The organism is Parabacteroides johnsonii DSM 18315 (assembly GCF_025151045.1).
GTDB lineage: Bacteria > Bacteroidota > Bacteroidia > Bacteroidales > Tannerellaceae > Parabacteroides > Parabacteroides johnsonii.
On sequence record NZ_CP102285.1, the window covers coordinates 4,644,635 to 4,664,359 of the forward strand.

Here is a 19,725-nt window from a genome sequence, read left to right on the forward strand (position 1 = left end):
CTTTTTGAACGCAATAACCTCTTTCGGGCTATCGAAATGACAGAAACGAATTTAATCCACCCGGACAATATTTCCTTCCGTATGTGAGACGAATTCGGGGGCATACAGACATTGGATCGTACTGATTCCTCCTGCATATTCACCGGTGCGTGTCACGTATACGGCATATTCCAGGACGAAAGTTCCTTGGGGCAGGCGATCGAAGAAAAAATTCTCCGAAACATCTGTCGGTGACTGGTAGTACCAGACCCCGTCCCTGTAGATAGAACCGGAAAGTTGGTTCGCTGGTTCAAAACATCCGGCGCGGAGGTCTTTCAGGAAGACGTAATCCATTTCGCGATCGGTGCGGACGACGAGGCGGACGATCACTTTGTCGCCGACACGGAGCGGTTGTTCCGGGGTAACCGGACGAAGCTGCTGTCCGGATCCGTCATTTGTTTCTACGAACAGTTTCTTTTCTACGTTCAGGACACCTTTCTGTTTTTTCACGTCGTTGATGTGCTGGAAATATTGCTCGTAGACCGCTCCCCATGCAGGTGCCGATCCTTCTTTACGAATGGAAACGGAGTTTTCTTCGGATGTGGTTATTTTCTCATCCGAAACGGTTACTTTCAGGTAGCCGGTAGCCAATTCACCGTTTGTCGTGCTATAAATTTGTTTGCCCCATTGGGCTGTACAAGTGTTGTTTGTGTCCAACCAGTCACTGCCTGTCAGAAGCAAAGCATAGATGGCGTTGACTGTTGCCGGGACGGATTCCCAGTTCTGTGTTTGCTTCTGGCTGAGCAACCATTGTTTCATACGATCCGTTTCCTGTTTGTCGGGCGAAACTTCATTGAAGAAAGCCATCAGCAGGCAATGGGTGTCGATAGGGGAGGTAAAGGTGCCTGCTCCTCTCCGGTTGTTAGCCCAATACATGCCTTTGTCCGGAGAGGTCGAAGCTGTTTTACGCAGCCAAGTGATAATTTTTCCGGCAATCTCTTTCTTTCCGTTCCTCCACATGAGCCACGCTATTTCTCCTTTTCCGTGGATGGATTGTTTGTTCCACTGCTTTTCTGCCAAGTTTGTATAGTAGCGGATCGCTTCGCGGGCCGAACTGAGCTCCGGAATGTCACGGTAATGGCTACGGACAAACAGGTATTCGATTTCCAATGGAGAGATTTCGTTTTTCTGCCAGTTCTTGATCTTTTGGAGTGATTCGTAGTCGGACTGAATTTGTTTGTCTACGAATTTGAGTGCTTTTATCTGCATCTCCTTCTCTTGTTGGTCATATTCGACCGCATTCAATTCTGTCAGTTGGCTCATCCCTTTCAATATATAGAGGGTGAGTTCCTGGCTCGGATACATACCTTTGAACCAACCCCAGCCACCGTCCGGCGTTTGAAGGTCGAGAAGATGTCGGAGGGCGATTTCTCGCTGCCCCGCTGCCCGGTTCATATCGAACAAGAGAGAGAGGCGTTGTTTCTGTTCCGTCTCGCTGCCAGCCTCCAGTACCCAAGGTGTTTCCTGTAGGAGGATGTTTTTCAGTTCTGTATTCTTTTCCAGGTTGGAATAGAGTGTGGAGGCGTTTCCACCCTGTGCTTTCCACTGGCTGATGACCTGCTGGATACGCGGGTGGGCGGTTGCGATGTAGCTGGCCAGTGTGTTGCTGTAATAAGATGCAAACCAGGAAATGATGTTGTCGTTTTCCGGTTGAGTGAGGGTTGGCAATGCCTGTACGGCGTACCAAACAGGGTTGGCCGTCAGTTCCAGTGTTGTGCGGAATGGTTTGATATTTTTGTCGTTTTTCAACCGGATCACTTCCTCATTCTTATCGAATAGGTAGAACGGGGTGCTTTCCGTTACCAGTATCTCGTTTGGAAGAACCGGGATCAGATGTTGCTCGCCGTCACTTCCTTTGTCGGAATCGGCAATGATGCGGCAACCTATAACGCCGCTTGCAGAGGCTGGAACCCGGAATGACCAGTTGATTGTCGTAGTACTGTCTGCGCTTAAGGTGAAAGGTTTCTGCGATTTAGTCAGACAGATGACAGGCTGGTCGTTGTCCGGATCAAACAGTTCCAGGCTGGCACGTCCGTCTATTGTGGCATCTGACTGGTTGCTGACCTGCGTCGTGAAGGTCACTTCGTCGCCCTGACGTAGGAAACGCGGTAGGGCAGGAGTTACCATCAGCGGCTTATTGGTCATGATTTCGCGGGACAGATAGCCGTATTTCAGGTCTTCTGTCTGTGCTAACAGTTGTAGTTTCCAGGTCGTGTTGCTTTCGGGCATCGTGAAACTGAAAGCTACGTCTCCAGCTTCGTCGGTCACTAAGGCCGGATAGAAGAAGGCTGTTTCAGCGAAGTTTTCGCGAAGTTTGACCGGTTCTTGTTGTATTTTGCGAAACAGGGCGGGATATTCTGATTCCACCTCTTCTTCGGCGATGATATCAGCGACATCCTGATCCGCCTTTATTGCCGATTCTTCCAGCGGCGCACTGTCATTTGTGATGCTGAGGACTTCGGGTACTGCCGGAACTGTCGCTGACTTCATGACGGCTCCTGTCGCATACAGGCGGTTGTTGCGCCCGTAGCGGTATCCTATCGACAAGACATCCTGCCAGTCAAGTTGGTTATATTGATATTGCGGTATGGTCAGCCCTTTCCGGTTTTCCGTTTCGTACCGGCTACTGTTTGTGAATGCAGTTCCTTCAGAAAAACGCGGAGCGTACAGATAAACATATCTTTGTGGAGAAAAAGACCAGCTAAAAGGCAGCAACTTATCCAATGAAGCGTCGTACATACTTGCCAAAACCTCTGCGGAGACGGTCGAGGAATCGGCATCCGTAATACGGAATTTCCAATTCTCCTTGCTTCCCGGCAACAGGTGGTCGCGGAATGTCTTTACTTGGATATTCAATCTCCGGTTCGGTTGCCGGCGTTGAACCGGAATTTGTCTCACATACATCTTGCCGTCTTTGACAAATGTGAAAGATACGGTGAATCCCTCTCCGTCCGTTTCCTTGAACGGAATGCGGAAGGTTCGGTTTTCATCGCTCAACCGGATGTACTTACGTTCTGTGCATTTGTTGTCTGCTGTATAAATTTCATATAATATATGCGTGTCCTTGTCGGAAGTTCCGAAAATGAACGCTGCCTCTTCGCCTGGCACACAGGTCGTGTGCTCTTTGATCAGCCAAGTATGCATAAATACGGGTGGCCGTTTATCTTGGCGGCTGTACAGGATGAAATCTTGATTGGCGGAAACTTCTTTCCCGTTGGAGTCAGTCGATTTCACTTCCAGGCGATAGCGTCCGGCGGGAAGTTCGCGGAATACGACAGGCGATATTTCATCTCCTGTCATGAAGGTCCCTACAGCCATCAATTTATTGATTTTATACCGGTCTGCACCGAATATATCCTTTTCCAGCTTTTCGTCCGACAGGGAATAAATCGTGTAACTTCCCTCTGCGGATATTTTCTGTCTGTTCACTGTATAGGCCGTTATCATAGCTTTGGCGGAATCGTTCTCCATTTCCTGTCCGGGCATTTGGATATCCAACAGGATGCCTGTGTCGCCGACGGAGAAGGTATAACTTGTTTCTTGTGTTTCCCCTTTGCTGTCGGTCAGAGTTGCTGTTACTTCGTAGCTCTGGAAGGCCGGGCGCATACCCAATGTTTCCGGCCGTTCGGGTACGAAGGAGATCGTGAAGTTACCTTTATCATCAATTTTAGCCCTTCCGTTAGCCACCTGCTTATGTGTAGAGTCGAATGGGTTAGGCATGTAAAAACGTGCCCAGAACGGGTGGCGGGTGATCGTCCAGTTTATCTCGCCTGTCTGAAGGGCGATTCCGGAGAAAGTCTGTGCTTCGCCTGTCAGTTTCACCGGATTACCGAAAGACACTTCTTCCTTGAGTGGCAGGAAACTGACTTTGAAAGTCGGACGTTTGTATTCTTCTACCCGGATATTTGTACGGGCTCTTTCTGAAACTAAAGTGAAGTTGCCGCTCAATGTCTGTGATGGGATCGTGAACTCTCCGTTGAAAGAGCCGAATTTGTCTGTCTTGAATTCTTTGCTGGCTACTTCCTTATAGTTGGCATCCCGCAAGGTGACAGTATAGGTTTGTCCGGCTACGACATGCGGTTTGTCTGTATCTTTTATGTAGGCGATACCTTTAAAGAATATGTTTTGTCCCGGCCGATAGATTCCGCGGTCGGTGAATAACGACAGATTGATCTTGTCCTTTTCCTGTTCGGGGCGGAAAGAACCGTATGGGTATATATTTGTGATAATGGAGGAGGTGTCTTCACGGAACACCGGACGTATGTGTTCGACCTTCTTTTTGGCTGGAAGGATAGCGATGCCTAATCGGTCTGTTTTCACTTCTCCCTGACGTTGGATGGTTCCATTCATCATATTGGTTTTGTAATAAATTACGGTTGCGCCTTCGATCGGTTTACCACTTTCCAGATCAGTGACAAGCACTTCCGAGTTATTTGTCTGGCTGCGGGTAAGGGCTGCTAGGCGGCTGACGCTAAAATGGTTGGAGACTGTCAGTCGTTTGCCGGGAACCGTGATCACATATTCGTACAGGCCTAACTTGTCCATTGGGATGGTAAGGGTGGAATCGCCCTCGGTGTAGGAGTTGGGGAGATGCATGTCGAATGTGATTTCTTTCACCTGTTCTCCTCTCATACTTTTACTGTTCTTGTACAGATTCCGCCAGGCATTTTCCGGCTGACGGAGGCTTTTGTAGATGCGTACGGTTAGTTGAGGCGTGTTGACATATTTGAGTTGCAACGTCAGATTCTTGCCGGGATAAACGTTATTATCGGACTGGATATTCAGTACCGGCGTTTCCATTTCGTTCAGCTGATTCTTGAAAATGTTTACACGTTCGTATTTGGGATATTGTCTGATACTTTCTTTGCAAAGTGAATAAATGAATGCTTGGATGGAGTCTTGGTGAGCCTTGTTGCCTTGGTAACGTTCCCGTTGGAGAAGGTTCATCTCGGCAATGCGTATTTCAGCGGCAAACGGTTCTTTACCGTATACCTTATACAAACTGTCCAACGTGTTTCTGTATTCGTTGGTGTTTGTAGATTGGATGTCGTATTTATATTGGCTGTAGTCCAGTTCGTCCAGCAATAAGGCTTTCTTTTCCGGTTGTGTACGACGGAATGCAATCAAATCTTCATACCATTTATCTGACGGTTGTATGTCGATTGCCCGGAAAGCCAGGAAATCATACAAGGTAGGGCGGAGTTCGGGCGTGTCTTTCCCTTTCTTCAGGATCAGGTTGTATTGGCTGACCGGTGTCTGTTGCAACAGGCGGGCCGGTTGGAGAGATTGTGTCAGTTCCTGTTTGATCTTGTCCTGGAAAAGGTTGGAGGTCCATTCCCGGATATCTTCGGGCACATAACCTGCCAGTTCGGTTCGTTGGTTGACGATCCAACGGTTCTGCATATAATAGTTATTATACATCTCCGCAATCATGGAATGTAGGATTGCCACGGATGCCGAGTCGGGACATGCACCGGCATATGTTTCCACCTCCTTGATCAGTTCAGGAAATGTGTCGGTATCTTTCTCCAGCTGGTTTTTCATCCGGGTAATAAGTGACTGGATCAACAATGGAGTATTTTTCGTTTGGATGGCTTCTGTTATAGCCTTTTCATTGGTGGATGCCTGATTTGCTTTCACGTAGAATATAGTAGAAACTATTCCGCATGTGATCAGGGCTGAAACAATAATTGCTCTTATCTTCATATCTATATGGATTTACTTGTTAAACAAACATCCTTTTAAGTATAGATACAAAGAAAGAGCAAAAAGTTGTAAAATTACCGTTAATTAGGAGTAATTCTATTTTTTACGAACGTAAGTCAGGAATGTGTAGGGGTACGGATTTTTCTCGTCGGCAGGAAATTCCTGGCGTTCCACTTCTTCCCACAGGTCCCAGTTGACAACGGGGAAAAACGCGTCTGCATCCGGAAACTCTCCGTGAATGCGGGTCAGATACATCTTGTCGGCAATCCCTAATCCTTGTCTGTAAACCAAAGAACCTCCGATGATGAAGATGTTTTCTTCCTTTTCGCAAATATCCAGTGCATCATGCATGGATTCGCAGGCAAAGCAATTGATGAAACCTGCTTCAGGCATGGTGGTCAGCACGATATTTTTACGATTGGGCAATCCGCCGTTGGGTAAAGACTCGAAAGTTTTACGTCCCATTATTACGGCGTGTCCTGTTGTCAGGTCTTTAAAACGCTTCATATCTGCCGGCATACGCCAGAGCAGACCCAGATTCTTCCCGATCGCATTGTTGTCGGAAATAGCTGCTACAATTGAAATAGTACTCATAAACTTATCGAATTTAATAAAACTTGCTGTTTTTATCTTGATGCTAAATTTATACGGCTACCTCTCCTTTGATGTGAGGATGAGGGTCATAACCTGTCAGATTGAAATCCTCGTACTGGAAACCGAATATGTCTTTTACTTCCGGATTGATTTCCATCCGGGGAAGAGGCCGCGGATCACGTGTCAGTTGCAACTTCACCTGTTCAAGATGGTTCGTATAAATATGTGCATCACCGAGTGTATGGACGAAATCTCCTGCTTTCAGTCCGGTTACCTGTGCCATCATTTGTAATAACAGGGCGTACGAGGCTATATTAAAAGGTACGCCTAAGAAAATATCGGCACTGCGCTGGTACATTTGCAGGCTCAGGCGGCCGTTGGCCACATAAAACTGGAAGAAGGCGTGGCAGGGAGGCAGATTCATATTGTCCAAATCTCCCACGTTCCAGGCGCTGACGATGATGCGGCGTGAATCCGGATTCTGTTTGATTGTCTTTACCGCTTCACTGATCTGATCGATGCTGCCGCCTTTATAGTCCGGCCATGAACGCCATTGGAAACCGTAGATATGCCCTAAGTTTCCATCCGGGTCGGCCCATTCGTTCCAGATTCTCACTCCATGTTTCTGCAGGTATTTTGCATTTGTATCGCCTTGAAGAAACCAAAGTAATTCATATATAATGGATTTCAAATGCAGTTTCTTTGTAGTGAGCAGAGGAAAACCGTCTTCAAGATTGAAGCGCATCTGATGTCCGAATACACTGTATGTACCGGTTCCTGTCCGATCTTCTTTCTTAACTCCTTCACGGAGGACACGATCGAGTAATTCTAAATACTGTTTCATTTTTCTCTATTATGACAGACAAAAGTACGAAAGTGATTTGTATTAAACAACATTATTCTATAGCATCGTTTGTTTTTGATAATAATAGCGTATATTTGCTGCCTATCTAACAAACATTAATTTATTAGTATCGAAAATGAAGAGACTATGTATGGCTGTCATGGCAATGTGTGTTTTGTTGTCATGTACTGAGAAAAAAGAGGAAGCCACTCTTTCTGGACTGATGAAATCTAATTTCGTATCAGAAGTACAGGGAAAACCGACTGCATTATATGTGTTGAAGAACCAGAATGGTGCGGAAGCCTGTGTGACAAACTGGGGCGGGCGCCTGGTGTCGGTTATGGTTCCTGACAAGGATGGCAAAATGACGGACGTTGTCCTGGGATACGATAATATCCAACAGTATGTGGACAATCCAAACAATAATTACGGCGGATTGATCGGCCGTTATGGAAACCGTATCGCAAATGGTAAGTTCTCGTTGGACGGTGTGGAATACCAGCTTCCGCTGAATAACAATGGGCATTGCCTGCATGGTGGTCCGGAAGGTTACCATACGGTTGTTTGGGATGCCAAACAGGTAAATGACCAAAGTGTGGAATTGACGTATCTCTCCAAGGACGGTGAAGCCGGTTTCCCCGGGAATCTGAACCTTAAGGTTACATATACATTGACGAACGATAATGCTGTCGATATCAAATATGAGGCTACAACAGACAAACCGACTGTTGTGAACCTGACGAACCATAGTTATTTCAATCTTTCCGGTGTTCCGGGTTCTCAGATCTTGGATCATACGCTGATGATTGCCGCCGACACATATGTCCCGGTAGATGCAACCTTGATTCCGACCGGTACACTTGACCCCGTTGAAGGAACTCCGATGGATTTGCGTACGGCTGTTGCCATTGGTGCGCATATTGATGAGCCGTTCGAACAGTTGACATACGGAAAGGGGTATGACCATAACTGGGTCTTGAATAATAATTGCGACATCAATGTATTGGCTGCAAAAGCTGTTTCTGCAAAAAGCGGTATCGGCCTTGAAGTTTATACAAATGAGCCGGGTATTCAGTTCTATGCGGGAAATGCAATGACAAAGGATGGTGATAAAGGCAAATTGGGTGTGATCTATCCGCATCGTGGTGCTTTGTGTCTGGAAACACAACATTATCCCGATTCTCCCAACCAGCCAGGCTTCCCGAGCGTAGTGCTGCGTCCGGGCGAAAAATATTTCAGTGAGTGTATTTATAAATTTACGGTTGAAAAGTAAAAGACATTATATTTGGGGGAATTTACCGGCAATCGGAATGATTGGAAGGGGCGGCTGTAAAAGGTCGCCCTTTTTGTTGCTAAAAATCTTTGATTTATATCTGTTAATGTTTCTTTGTAAACAATATAGTTTACCCTTTTTATTTATCTTTGCAATTGACATCGAACTGTCGAGGCTTTGATTTTTCGGCAGTTTTATTGATGGATAACGTTAAGCGTTTAAGATATTATCTTTGGAACTGAAAATCGCCAACTTTCAAGTCGGACAAAGATAATAGACAACAGGACGCTCACGCTTGTTATATATACTCGTGTATATAGAATAGAGCGTGGGCTGTTGTTTATTATTTGTCCGATGGGTGTTTGGCGATACCTCAGTTTCAAAATAGTAGATTAACAGTTCCCACGCTTTTTAATTATATAGATGCCAAACATAGGGGAGCAGGGCGGCACCATAATTTGAGTATGAGCTCAGGAGAATCGGAAAGAATTGCAATCTGTTGCGTATTATTGGATATTGTGGAAGCAATAGGCACAAGTGCCGACATAAAAAGCTGTCGACATTATCAATCATTGAGAGATAAAACGGATATTGCCGATTCTGACTTTGAAGGGGCACGTTCCGTTTCGGTATTGTCCAGCTTGGTTACTTTGAAGGGAATGCATTATAACAAAAAGATGTTGCTTGCATTGACTGTATGTGATCTTTTTTCCGGTCAAACTCCTGTCCCCCTTAATTTGAGGATTGCTTTTGAAACATTGATGAATGCAATCGAATGGCCGATCTCATTTTCCGAGATATTGGCAATCAGTAGAACGGAATGAAGGGGGATAAAGTGACAGTGATCTTTAAACCTCATTTGTTTCAGGGAATATCGGGTGAGGTAATTCTTTTTTTAAATATTCCGCTGTAACGGACTGTTCACATGAAAGCATTTCTGCCGGGGTTCCGTAGAAGAGCAGTTTGCCACCCATTTGTCCGCCACCGGGACCTAGTTCGATCACATAGTCGGCTGCTTTCAGAACATCCAGATTATGTTCTATCAGGAAGATGGAGTTGCCTTGGTCTACCATCGAATCGAAAAGATGGATGATTTGATGTATATCTTTGACATGGAGCCCGTCGGTCGGTTCGTCTAAGATGAAGATTTTGCTCTTGTTATCGAGATAAGAGGCGAGTTTGACTCGCTGTAGCTCTCCTCCGGAAAGAGTCGAAAGAGCCTGGTTGAGGTGCAGGTAGCCCAGGCCGACTTTCATCAAGGGCTGTAATTTTTTTTCTATTTCTGTCCCGGCAAAATGGAGCGAGGCTTTCCGTACGGTCAGGTCCATTACTTCTGCTATATTCAGTCCGTTGACAGTATATTGCAGTGCTTCTTGTGAATAACGTAATCCGCCGCAGGCTTCACAGATGGTTTCGATTGAATCCATAAAAGCCATATCTGATACGATGACGCCTTTTCCACTGCATACCGGACAGCCGCCTTTTCCGTTGAAAGTAAACATGTTCAATCCGGCTTTGCTTTTACGGGCAAAGAGCTTGCGTATATCATCCGCTACTCCGATATAAGTCGCGGGGGTGGAGCGTAAGCTGATACCGATATTTTTCTGACTGATATAAATCACATCATCTTTACAGGTTTGGCGGAAGCATTCCATCAAGGAACTTTTCCCCGAACCGGCAACTCCCGCGATTACTGTAAATAGGCCAATCGGAAAACGGACTGTCAGATCCTTTAAGTTATGTTTCTTCGCGTGTTCGAGTGTAAACCAGCCGGACGGCGTACGGATTTCTGTTTTTAGTGGTGATTTTTCTGCGATCATCGATCCGGTTTGCGTGCCGCTTTCCAGTAGGCCTTTATAGCTGCCTTCATACAGGACATTTCCGCCGTCCATGCCGGAGCCGGGACCCATGTCGACGATGTGGTCTGCGATCTGAATCATTTCCTTGTGATGCTCTACTAAAAGAACCGTGTTGCCGTGGTCGCGCAACTTCCGTACGGATGCTTTGAGCAGACAGATGTCATGGCTGTGCAGTCCGACACTGGGTTCATCGAGTACATACAGCATATCGGACAGAGCGGAATTGATATATTTGGCAATCTTGCAACGTTGTGCTTCACCTCCGGAAAGTGTTCCCATATTGCGGTCGAGCGTCAGGTAGCCTAATCCGATCTCTTCAAGGGCGGACAGGCGGTTTCTGATAGCCTGCTTCAGGTCATTTGCCAAAGGATCGTCGATATTCTGTAGCCAGTTAAGGATATCGGGAATGGCGAGACTGGTGACCTCGGCAATGTTTTTCTCTCCAATCCGGCAAGAAAGGACGGTGCTGTTTAGTCGTGAACCTCCGCAATCCGGGCATATGCCCATCGTGACCATTGGTTCCAGTAATTTCTGATGTAGTTTGCCTTCTTCCGAATTGATGATGCTGCGGTACATACGAGTGACCAGACCTTCGTACTTGGCGGTCCGGGGCCAGTCGGCCGGTGGATTCTTAAGCCGGATCTGAGGGGAATAGAGAAATAATTCCAGTTCTTCCGGGGTATAGTCTTTAATCTTTTTGTCCAGATCGAACAGGCCGCTGCAAGCATACCGTATCCATCGCCATCCGCCGCGGTGAAAAGCAACGTAATGGATCGTGTCTTCATCGTTCAGAGACTTGTTGAAGTCGACTAGTTTATGGATGTCTAGTTCGCGTACTTCTCCCAATCCGTCACAGCGGGGACATCTTCCTTGCGGATGATTGAAGGAGAACGTGTCGGAATAACCGACAAAAGGCTTGCCGACGCGGGAAAAAAGTAACCGGAGCAGAGAATAGATGTCTGTGTAAGTCCCCACGGTAGAGCGGGCGTTGGGAGCTGGCTTCTTTTGGTCTATCACGATTGCGACCGGGAGATGTTCGATTTTGTCCACATGCGGACGTCCGTATTTTGGCAGATATTGCTGGACGAAGCTGGGAAAAGTCTCGTTCAGTTCCCGCCGGGAGCTGGCGGCAATGGTGTCCAGTACTAAGGATGATTTGCCGGAACCGGAGACTCCGGTGAAAATTGTGATTCGTTTCTTGGGGATTTCCAGTGAGATGTGTTTGAGGTTATTCTCGTAAGCTCCCGTTATTTTGATGTTTTCCATATTTCTGATTCTTCCTTTTGGGCAGAGTCAAAAGTAATTATATAATTTGGAAGAAGAAACGTCTGGATACAAAAAAAGCCGATGAATCTGATTCATCAGCCCTTTTGTATATCCAATATAATAGTTAAAACATCCCTTTTTCTAAATCAGCTGCTTTTACGCGGAAGATGTATCCGTTGCGTGAGAAGACTAATTCACCGTCTTCTTTCTTTTTCTGGTTTACTAATCGCTGGAAAGCGATATTGGCACCTTTAACTATATTCTCTTCAAATTCTCTAACTTCTTGTTCACTCATGATGCTCAAGTTTTGTATAAATATCCGAATTATATATCTCTTTTTTATCGCTCCTGAAACCTTTGGCAATTACTTCCATCGGTGACATGGAGTTGTCTGCAATCATCCAATAATCACAAATGGGGATATATAGTTCAAAGAGATTGTGAATACCTGCCTCGTAGCGACGGCGGATGGTACTCTCCGGAATGTTATGTCCTCCGGCGGCCACTCTCATTTTAACTCGCTCCACTGCCAGATCCGGTGTGTTCAGCCAGAAATATAACAATGTCACATAATACCCTTCCCTTTGTGCCTCCCGGATCAGGTTTGCACCTGAACGGGTGGCCAGTGTAGTTTCCATTGCGAACGTTTCGCCCGAAGCGATTAGTTCTTTTATGCGTTTATACATAATACGACTGGCTTCAACGGCTACCGCGATACTATCAGAATTAAAAGGGGAAAGCCCCTTGGCAATCTCGTCGGAATTAACGAACTCTTTACACTTCAACATTTCTGGAAGAATTGTGAAAGAAGCTGTCGTTTTTCCTGCTCCGTTGCATCCCGATATTATGTATAGATATGGCACTACTTACTGTCTTTTGTTGGGGCAAATATAGATAATAGTTTAATATGTTGGTTAATTTTATTCTCAAAAATAGTAAAAATGTGCAGAAAATGTACGGTTAACCCTTCGGTTCGTTGTAAAAACAGGCAGTTTGGTGTAATTTAATGACTTTGTCAAATGTCTGCAACTTACCTTTATACCCATAAAAGGTCGCTCATTATACCATCGGAGATGAAAATACCTTCTTTCGAGAGAGTTAAGGTGTCGTTTTCATAGATAAGCAATCCCTGATGTAAATAGGTAGCTGCCTGCCGTTCGAGATAGGCTTGCTTTTCTTCTCCGAACTGTTCTCGAATGTTAGCCGTCCGGATTCCCCACATAGTGCGTAGTCCGGTGATGATAAAGTCGTTGTATTTTGTGTTGATGTCTAATTTTTCTATCTCTATATTGGGAATGCCTGTCCTTATCCCTTCTAAGTAGTGGGGAAGGGAAGAGATGTTCCATTGTCGGCTTTCTCCATCATAGGAATGGGCGGAAGGCCCGATACCGATATATTTCTTGCCGGTCCAATAGGAGCTGTTATGCTGGGAAAAATAACCGGGAAGTGCAAAATTGGAAATCTCGTAATGGAGATATCCGGCTTCGGCCAGTCTATTGATTAAGGTGGAGAAAAGGGTGACACTCAACTCTTCTTCAATGGGAGCCACTTTCCCTGCTTCCATCAACTTATATAGGGCTGTCCCTTCTTCATATATTAAATGGTAGGCTGAGATATGGGGAATCTCCAGGTGGATCGCGTCATTCAGATTCTCTTGCCATTCTTCCAGGGTCTGTCCGGGCAATCCGTATATCAAGTCGATACTTATATTTGGGATACCATTTTCTTTGCAAAGCCCGACCGCACGCAAAGCCTGTTCGCGGTCATGGCGCCGATTCAGGAAATGGAGGTCTTTCTCTTTGAAACTTTGTACTCCCATACTGACCCGGTTGAAGGGTAGGTTGCGGAGAGAGGCAACATATTCCGGCGTCATATCGTCGGGATTGGCTTCCAGCGTAATTTCTTTGCATGAGCTTATATTGAACAGGCAGTCTATGGTCTTGAATATCCGCTCGAAGTCGGCCTGCTGAAGTTGAGAGGGCGTGCCACCTCCGAAATAGATGGTGTCAAGAGGTTCTCCTCCTATATATTCTTGGCGTAGTTGCATCTCCCGGATAACCGCACTGACATATGGTTCTTTAAACTTCATATCCGTGTTGGAAAAGAAGTCACAATATAGGCACCGTTTGGCGCAAAAAGGAATGTGGATATATAAACCTGCCATTCTGTTCTGCTTTTTCGTACTACAAAGATAGCAATATTTTGTCTCTATCTGTCTTTCTTTCCGCTCTTTATCTTTAAACTGTTAAATAACATAGTTCTCAAACACTGAACTTGGAATTGTTTTTCTCCTTTACAATCTCTAATTTGCGGTCCCGTGAATGAAAAGGGTTTGCGGGGCAATCTTTATTGTTAAACACAAATTAATACCTTGATATCATGAAAGTATACCAAACAAACGAAATCAAGAACATCTCTATCTTGGGAAGTTCGGGCTCTGGGAAAACCACTCTCGCTGAAGCGATGCTTTACGAGGGTGGAGTTATAAAACGTCGCGGAAGTGTGGAATCCGGAAACACAGTGAGCGATTATTTCCCGGTTGAGAAGGAGTATGGTTACTCGGTATTTTCGACCGTTTTCAGTGTTGAATGGCAGGACAGAAAGTTGAATTTCATTGATTGTCCGGGTTCAGACGATTTTATCGGTGGTGCAGTTTCTGCTCTGAATGTGACAGACACGGCGCTGATGGTATTGAATGCCCAGTATGGCGTGGAAGTCGGCACAATCAACCAGTTTCGGTATACAGAACAATTTCATAAGCCAGTTATCTTTGTTGTGAATCAATTGGATAACGATAAGGCTGATTATGATGGGACAATCGCTCAGTTACGTGAACAATGGGGCGGAAAGGTGGTGCCTATCCAGTATCCGGTTTCTACAGGTTCGTCTTTCAATGCGGTTGTCGATGTGTTGAAGATGAAGATGTATCGTTGGAAACCTGAAGGCGGTGTTCCCGAAGTGCTGGAAATTCCGGCGGAAGAAATGGATAAGGCGATGGAACTTCATAAAGCACTGGTCGAATCGGCTGCCGAACATGACGATATGCTGATGGAAAAATTCTTTGAAGAAGGTACATTGAGTGAAGATGATATGCGTGCTGGTATTCGTGCAGGTCTTGTTATCCGGGGGATGTTCCCTGTTTTCTGCGTATGTGCCGGTCGTGACATGTGTGTCCGCCGTACGCTTGAATTCCTTGGTAATGTAGTCCCTTGTACAGATAAGATGCCTCGTCCAGTAACTACTGACGGTGTGGAAGTGACTCCTGATTCGAACGGGCCGACCAGCTTGTTCTTCTTTAAGACGACTGTAGAGCCACATATCGGCCAGGTTTCCTATTTTAAAGTGATATCGGGTAAGGTAAAAGATGGTGACGATTTGCTGAATGCCGACCGTGGTTCGAAGGAGCGTATCGCGCAGTTGTTCTCTGTTGCCGGGCAGACCCGTAACGCTGTGGCCGAAATGGTTGCCGGAGATATCGGTGCTACCGTTAAGCTGAAAGATGTTCGTCGTGGTAATACTTTGAATGGTAAAGGATGTGATTATCGTTTCGACTTTATCAAATATCCGGACCCGAAATATCGCCGTGCCGTGAAACCGGTTAATGAGGCAGATGCCGAAAAGATGATGGAAATCTTGATGCGTATGCGCGAAGAAGATCCGACATGGATGATCGAACAGTCCAAAGAATTGAAACAGACGATCGTTTCCGGTCAGGGAGAATTCCATCTTCGCACATTGAAATGGAGAATTGAGAACAATGATAAATTGCCGATTGAGTTTTACGAACCGAAGATCCCATATCGTGAAACCATCACGAAAGCTTCTCGTGCGGACTACCGCCATAAGAAACAGTCGGGTGGTGCAGGCCAATTTGGTGAAGTTCACTTGATCATCGAACCGTATTACGAAGGTATGCCGGCACCGGATACATATCGTTTTGGTGGACAAGAATATAAAATCAGCGTACGTGATACGCAGACAATAGATTTGGACTGGGGTGGAAAGCTGGTATTTATTAACAGTATCGTTGGTGGAGCCATCGATGCCCGTTTCCTGCCGGCCATCCTGAAAGGTATTATGGCTCGTATGGAGCAGGGACCGTTGACTGGTTCGTATGCCCGTGATGTGCGCATCATCGTCTATGATGGAAAGATGCACCCGGTAGACAGTAATGAAATTTCTTTCATGCTGGCAGGCCGTAATGCTTTCAGTACCGCTTTTAAAGAAGCTGGTCCTAAGATCCTGGAACCTGTTTATGATGTAGAAGTATCGGTTCCGGCTGATTATCTGGGCGACGTGATGAGTGACCTGCAGGGACGTCGCGCCATCATTATGGGTATGAATAGTGAAAAAGGCTACGAAAAGCTGTTGGCTAAAGTGCCTTTGAAAGAGATGTCTTCGTACTCGACATCTTTGAGTTCCATCACAGGTGGACGTGCTTCATTTACGATGAAGTTCTCCAGCTATGAACTGGTTCCGTCGGATGTCCAGGACAAGCTGTTAAAAGCTTACGAGGCAACTCAGGCAGAAGATTGATTTGGATTTTCTATAAATTGTATGAAGGCTGCCCCTGTGAAGGAGTGGCCTTCATTGTTTTTTCATATGGCTGTTGCAACGCCGTAATACAAAGTACGTTTTTTTGTATCATGTTAATAGAAAGAACATGAAACTAAGAAAGTATTATCCAACCATTGTCCTGTCGGACATTCACTTAGGTTCCGAGCATTCACGGACCGAGGAAGTGACGAATTTCCTTAAACATGTTAACTGTGACCGCCTGATACTGAACGGTGATATCATCGATGGCTGGCAACTCCAGAAATCCGGTCGTCGCTGGAAGCAACAACATACCGATTTCTTTAAAGTTCTGATGAAGATGATGGAAAAGCAGGGAACGGAGATTGTCTATATACGTGGCAATCATGACGATTTTCTGGACAACCTGGTTCCGTTTACCTTCTCCAACCTCTCTGTCGTGAAAGATTATATTCTGAATACACACGGGAAGCGCTATTTGGTGACACATGGAGATATCTTCGATACGGTTACTACGAATATGCGTTGGTTAGCGATGTTGGGAGATATGGGCTATACTTTTCTGTTGTGGCTGAACCGTATATACAACCAGCGGAGGGAAAAAGCAGGAAAGCCTTACTTTTCACTTTCCCAACATGTCAAACATAAAGTGAAAAGTGCTGTCTCTTATATTTCCGATTTCGAAAAGGAGCTGGTTAAGCTGGCGGAGGCGAAGAAATTGGACGGTATTATCTGCGGACATATCCATCAGGCAGCTAACGTACGGTATGGGGATATCCATTATCTGAATTCCGGCGACTGGGTGGAAAGCCTTACGGCACTCGTTGAGAATGAACAAGGCGACTGGAATATTGTTTCATATAGTAAGGAAGATTATGACCGTAATGAAAAGGCCTCTTCCGGTCTGTATTATGCCGAAGTAATATGAAAATACTGTTTATCATACAAGGTGAAGGACGTGGTCACCTGACCCAGGCGCTTTCTCTTCGCCAGAAATTGGCGGATGAAGGGCATGAGATCGTGGGGGTTCTGGTCGGAAAAAGTCCGGCACGCCGGCTTCCCGGTTTTTTTAGCGAGAAGATCGGTGTTCCTGTTTATCCGTTCGAGAGCCCGAACTTCCTTCCTTCGGCCAAGAATAAGCAGGTCAATTTGGTAAGGAGTGTGGCTTATAACCTGTTTAGGTTGCATAAATATCTCTCAAGTATCCGGTATATCAACCGGATGATAAAGGAGACGAGAGCGGATGTTGTCGTAAACTTCTACGAACTACTGACCGGACTGACTTATCTGTTTTGCCATCCGAAAGCCCTGATGGTTTGTATTGCGCACCAGTATTTGTTTTTACATCCTGACTTTGTCTTTCCTGGACAAAACAGACTGTCACTTGTCTCCTTGAAGTTTTTCACTCGCATGACGGCAATAGGAGCCACAAAAAAACTGGCTTTGTCTTTTCGCAAGATGCGTGAGGTTCCGTCAGAAAGGATTGTCGTGGTTCCTCCTCTTCTGCGCAAGGAAGTGTTGGAAACAACGCCGGTGAACGGGGATTATCTGCATGGCTACTTACTGAATAGCGGATTCAGCGAAGAGATACGGTCCTGGCACAAGGTGCATCCGAATGTTGCTTTGCATATATTTTGGGATAAAAAGGAGGTTCGTCCGGAAGTAAAAGTAGACTCTTTTCTTTCTTTCCATCAACTGAATGACACGCTGTTTATCCGTTATATGGCGGGTGCGAAAGCTTATGCTACGACAGCAGGTTTCGAGTCTGTTTGTGAGGCTATGTATCTGGGTAAACCTGTATTGATGGTACCGACCCATATCGAACAATCCTGTAATGCTTTTGATGCGGTTCAGGCTGGTGCTGGCGTCGTTGCAGATCGGTTTGACCTGGATGCTTTGTTGGAACTATCGCGTACTCATCGGCCGAATCCCGCTTTTTCTCATTGGGTGAAACAAGCGGATTGGTTGATCCTGCGTGAGTTCCGTCCGGATTTGTTGATGGAGGAGACGCCTGCTTCCTTGTGGCGTCGTTTATCAACCCGGTGGATATACCGATTAGGGAAGACGTTATCGATTTGATGGTTGTGAATTATAAATGTTGGTTTATCTGTGTGGAACATAGATAGCATGGTCATACAAAATGATTATCGTTTGTAGGGGCAGGGCTCTGCTCTGCCTATTGAATCCGGCAAGGCAGACGTCATTTTCATAGGGCGGAGTAGAACCCCGCCCCTACAGAGTGCCATTATATCCCATACCGATAAATCTGCATTTAATGCTTGTTATTTCAACGCCTGCTCGATATCCGCGATGATGTCGTTTGCATTTTCAATGCCGACAGATAAACGGATCAGGTCGGGAGCAACACCTGCTTCGATCAGCTGTTCGTCCGTCAACTGACGGTGTGTATGGCTGGCAGGGTGGAGGACACAGGTACGAGCATCCGCTACGTGAGTCACGATGCAGATCATCTTCAGGTTATCCATAAAATGGATCGCATCTTCACGAGAACCTTTCAAGCCGAAAGCGATTACGCCGCAAGTCCCGTTTGGCATGTATTTCCGGGCCAGTTCGTAATATTTATTACTCTTTAATCCGGGGAAATTCACCCAGGCAACCTGCTCGTTTGCTTCCAGCCATTCGGCAACTTGTTGGGCGTTCTTGCAATGTTGTGGCATACGCAGGTGTAGGGTTTCAAGCCCTAAATTCAACAAGAAGGCATTCATGGGAGCCTGGATAGAACCCAGGTCGCGCATCAACTGTGCCGTAGCCTTTGTCATATAAGCCATCTTGCCGAAAGCTTTTGTGTAGGTTAGGCCATGATAAGATTCGTCCGGGGTTGTTAGGCCGGGGAATTTGTCAGCATGCGTGTCCCAGTCGAAGTTGCCACTGTCCACAACTGCACCGCCTACGCTTGTCGCATGGCCGTCCATATACTTGGTTGTTGAATGAGTCACGATATCGGCTCCCCATTCGAATGGACGGCAGTTAATCGGCGTCGCGAATGTGTTATCCACGATCAGAGGCACACCATGATTGTGGGCGATACGGGCAAACTTTTCGATATCGAGTACGCTCATGCCCGGATTGGACAAGGTTTCTCCAAACAAAGCCTTTGTGTTAGGACGGAAAGCAGCTGATATTTCTTCTTCTGGGGCATCAGGATCGATGAATGTCACTTCGATACCCAACTTCTTCATCGTCACACCGAACAAGTTGAACGTTCCACCATAGATCGTGGACGAGCAAACCATGTGGTCGCCAGCCTGGCAGATGTTGAATACGGCATAGAAATTGGCTGCCTGCCCGGAAGAAGTCAGCATGGCGCCTACGCCACCTTCCAAAGCGGCGATCTTGGCTGCGACAGCATCGTTTGTCGGGTTTTGCAGGCGGGTGTAGAAATATCCACTCTCTTCCAGGTCGAACAGTTTAGCCATCTGTTCGCTGGTGTCGTACTTGAATGTCGTGCTCTGATAGATAGGCAGGACGCGCGGTTCTCCTTTTTTCGGTTGCCAGCCTCCCTGCACGCAGAGGGTTTCCGGCTTTAATTCGTTGTTCATTATGATGTTATTTTTTTATTGAATAGTCGGTTGTCGTTGCTATGACAA

General features: G+C 46.1%; 12 protein-coding genes. 4 read left to right on the forward strand and 8 right to left on the reverse strand.

The annotated features are described in order from the left end of the window. Nucleotides 1-51: 51 nt before the first annotated feature. From NQ564_RS18875 to NQ564_RS18885, 3 genes are all read right to left on the reverse strand, one after another. Entirely contained in the window at nucleotides 52-5,745 is a 5,694-nt protein-coding gene (locus NQ564_RS18875; protein ID WP_129650355.1) for an alpha-2-macroglobulin family protein, read from the reverse strand. Between the two features lie 96 nt (nucleotides 5,746-5,841). Continuing rightward, nucleotides 5,842-6,339, reverse strand: coding sequence for a dihydrofolate reductase (locus NQ564_RS18880; RefSeq protein WP_008152545.1), 498 nt, complete (start codon nucleotides 6,337-6,339; stop codon nucleotides 5,842-5,844). A 49-nt stretch (nucleotides 6,340-6,388) separates the two neighbouring features. Then, nucleotides 6,389-7,183: a thymidylate synthase gene (locus tag NQ564_RS18885; RefSeq protein ID WP_008152543.1), complete on the reverse strand. Its 795-nt coding sequence runs from the start codon at nucleotides 7,181-7,183 to the stop codon at nucleotides 6,389-6,391. Nucleotides 7,184-7,319: 136 nt separating this feature from the next. On the opposite strand from NQ564_RS18885, the gene NQ564_RS18890 reads away from it, so the two are divergent. Beyond that, nucleotides 7,320-8,456 carry an aldose epimerase family protein gene (locus tag NQ564_RS18890; RefSeq protein WP_036606848.1) on the forward strand — a complete coding sequence of 379 codons (1,137 nt, stop codon included), beginning with the start codon at nucleotides 7,320-7,322 and terminating at the stop codon, nucleotides 8,454-8,456. A gap of 848 nt (nucleotides 8,457-9,304) precedes the next feature. Here NQ564_RS18890 and NQ564_RS18895 read toward each other — a convergent pair. The 4 genes from NQ564_RS18895 to hemW form a co-directional block, all read right to left on the reverse strand. After that, a complete protein-coding gene (locus NQ564_RS18895) occupies nucleotides 9,305-11,581 on the reverse strand; it encodes an ATP-binding cassette domain-containing protein (RefSeq protein WP_227963193.1) in 2,277 nt (758 codons plus the stop codon). A 124-nt stretch (nucleotides 11,582-11,705) separates the two neighbouring features. Continuing rightward, complete coding sequence (locus NQ564_RS18900) at nucleotides 11,706-11,876, reverse strand: hypothetical protein (protein ID WP_005637232.1); 171 nt, start codon at nucleotides 11,874-11,876, stop codon at nucleotides 11,706-11,708. Then, entirely contained in the window at nucleotides 11,869-12,444 is a 576-nt protein-coding gene (locus NQ564_RS18905) for a zeta toxin family protein (RefSeq protein WP_008154394.1), read from the reverse strand. The genes NQ564_RS18900 and NQ564_RS18905 overlap by 8 nt, the downstream gene beginning before the upstream one ends. Nucleotides 12,445-12,617: 173 nt before the next feature. Beyond that, nucleotides 12,618-13,745, reverse strand: coding sequence for a radical SAM family heme chaperone HemW (hemW, locus tag NQ564_RS18910; RefSeq protein ID WP_021862671.1), 1,128 nt, complete (start codon nucleotides 13,743-13,745; stop codon nucleotides 12,618-12,620). A 215-nt stretch (nucleotides 13,746-13,960) separates the two neighbouring features. Here hemW and NQ564_RS18915 point away from each other — a divergent pair, with 215 nt between their 5' ends. From NQ564_RS18915 to NQ564_RS18925, 3 genes are all read left to right on the forward strand, one after another. Further along, on the forward strand, nucleotides 13,961-16,117 hold the full coding sequence (locus tag NQ564_RS18915) for an elongation factor G (protein ID WP_021862670.1): 2,157 nt from the start codon (nucleotides 13,961-13,963) through the stop codon (nucleotides 16,115-16,117). Nucleotides 16,118-16,244: 127 nt separating this feature from the next. After that, complete coding sequence (locus NQ564_RS18920) at nucleotides 16,245-17,045, forward strand: UDP-2,3-diacylglucosamine diphosphatase (RefSeq protein ID WP_008154397.1); 801 nt, start codon at nucleotides 16,245-16,247, stop codon at nucleotides 17,043-17,045. Then, on the forward strand, nucleotides 17,042-18,196 hold the full coding sequence (locus NQ564_RS18925) for a glycosyltransferase family protein (RefSeq protein WP_008152529.1): 1,155 nt from the start codon (nucleotides 17,042-17,044) through the stop codon (nucleotides 18,194-18,196). Before NQ564_RS18920 ends, NQ564_RS18925 begins: the two co-directional genes overlap by 4 nt. 203 nt (nucleotides 18,197-18,399) lie before the next feature. Here NQ564_RS18925 and NQ564_RS18930 read toward each other — a convergent pair whose 3' ends face one another. Beyond that, on the reverse strand, nucleotides 18,400-19,677 hold the full coding sequence (locus NQ564_RS18930) for an O-acetylhomoserine aminocarboxypropyltransferase/cysteine synthase family protein (protein ID WP_008152528.1): 1,278 nt from the start codon (nucleotides 19,675-19,677) through the stop codon (nucleotides 18,400-18,402). Nucleotides 19,678-19,725 lie beyond the last annotated feature (48 nt).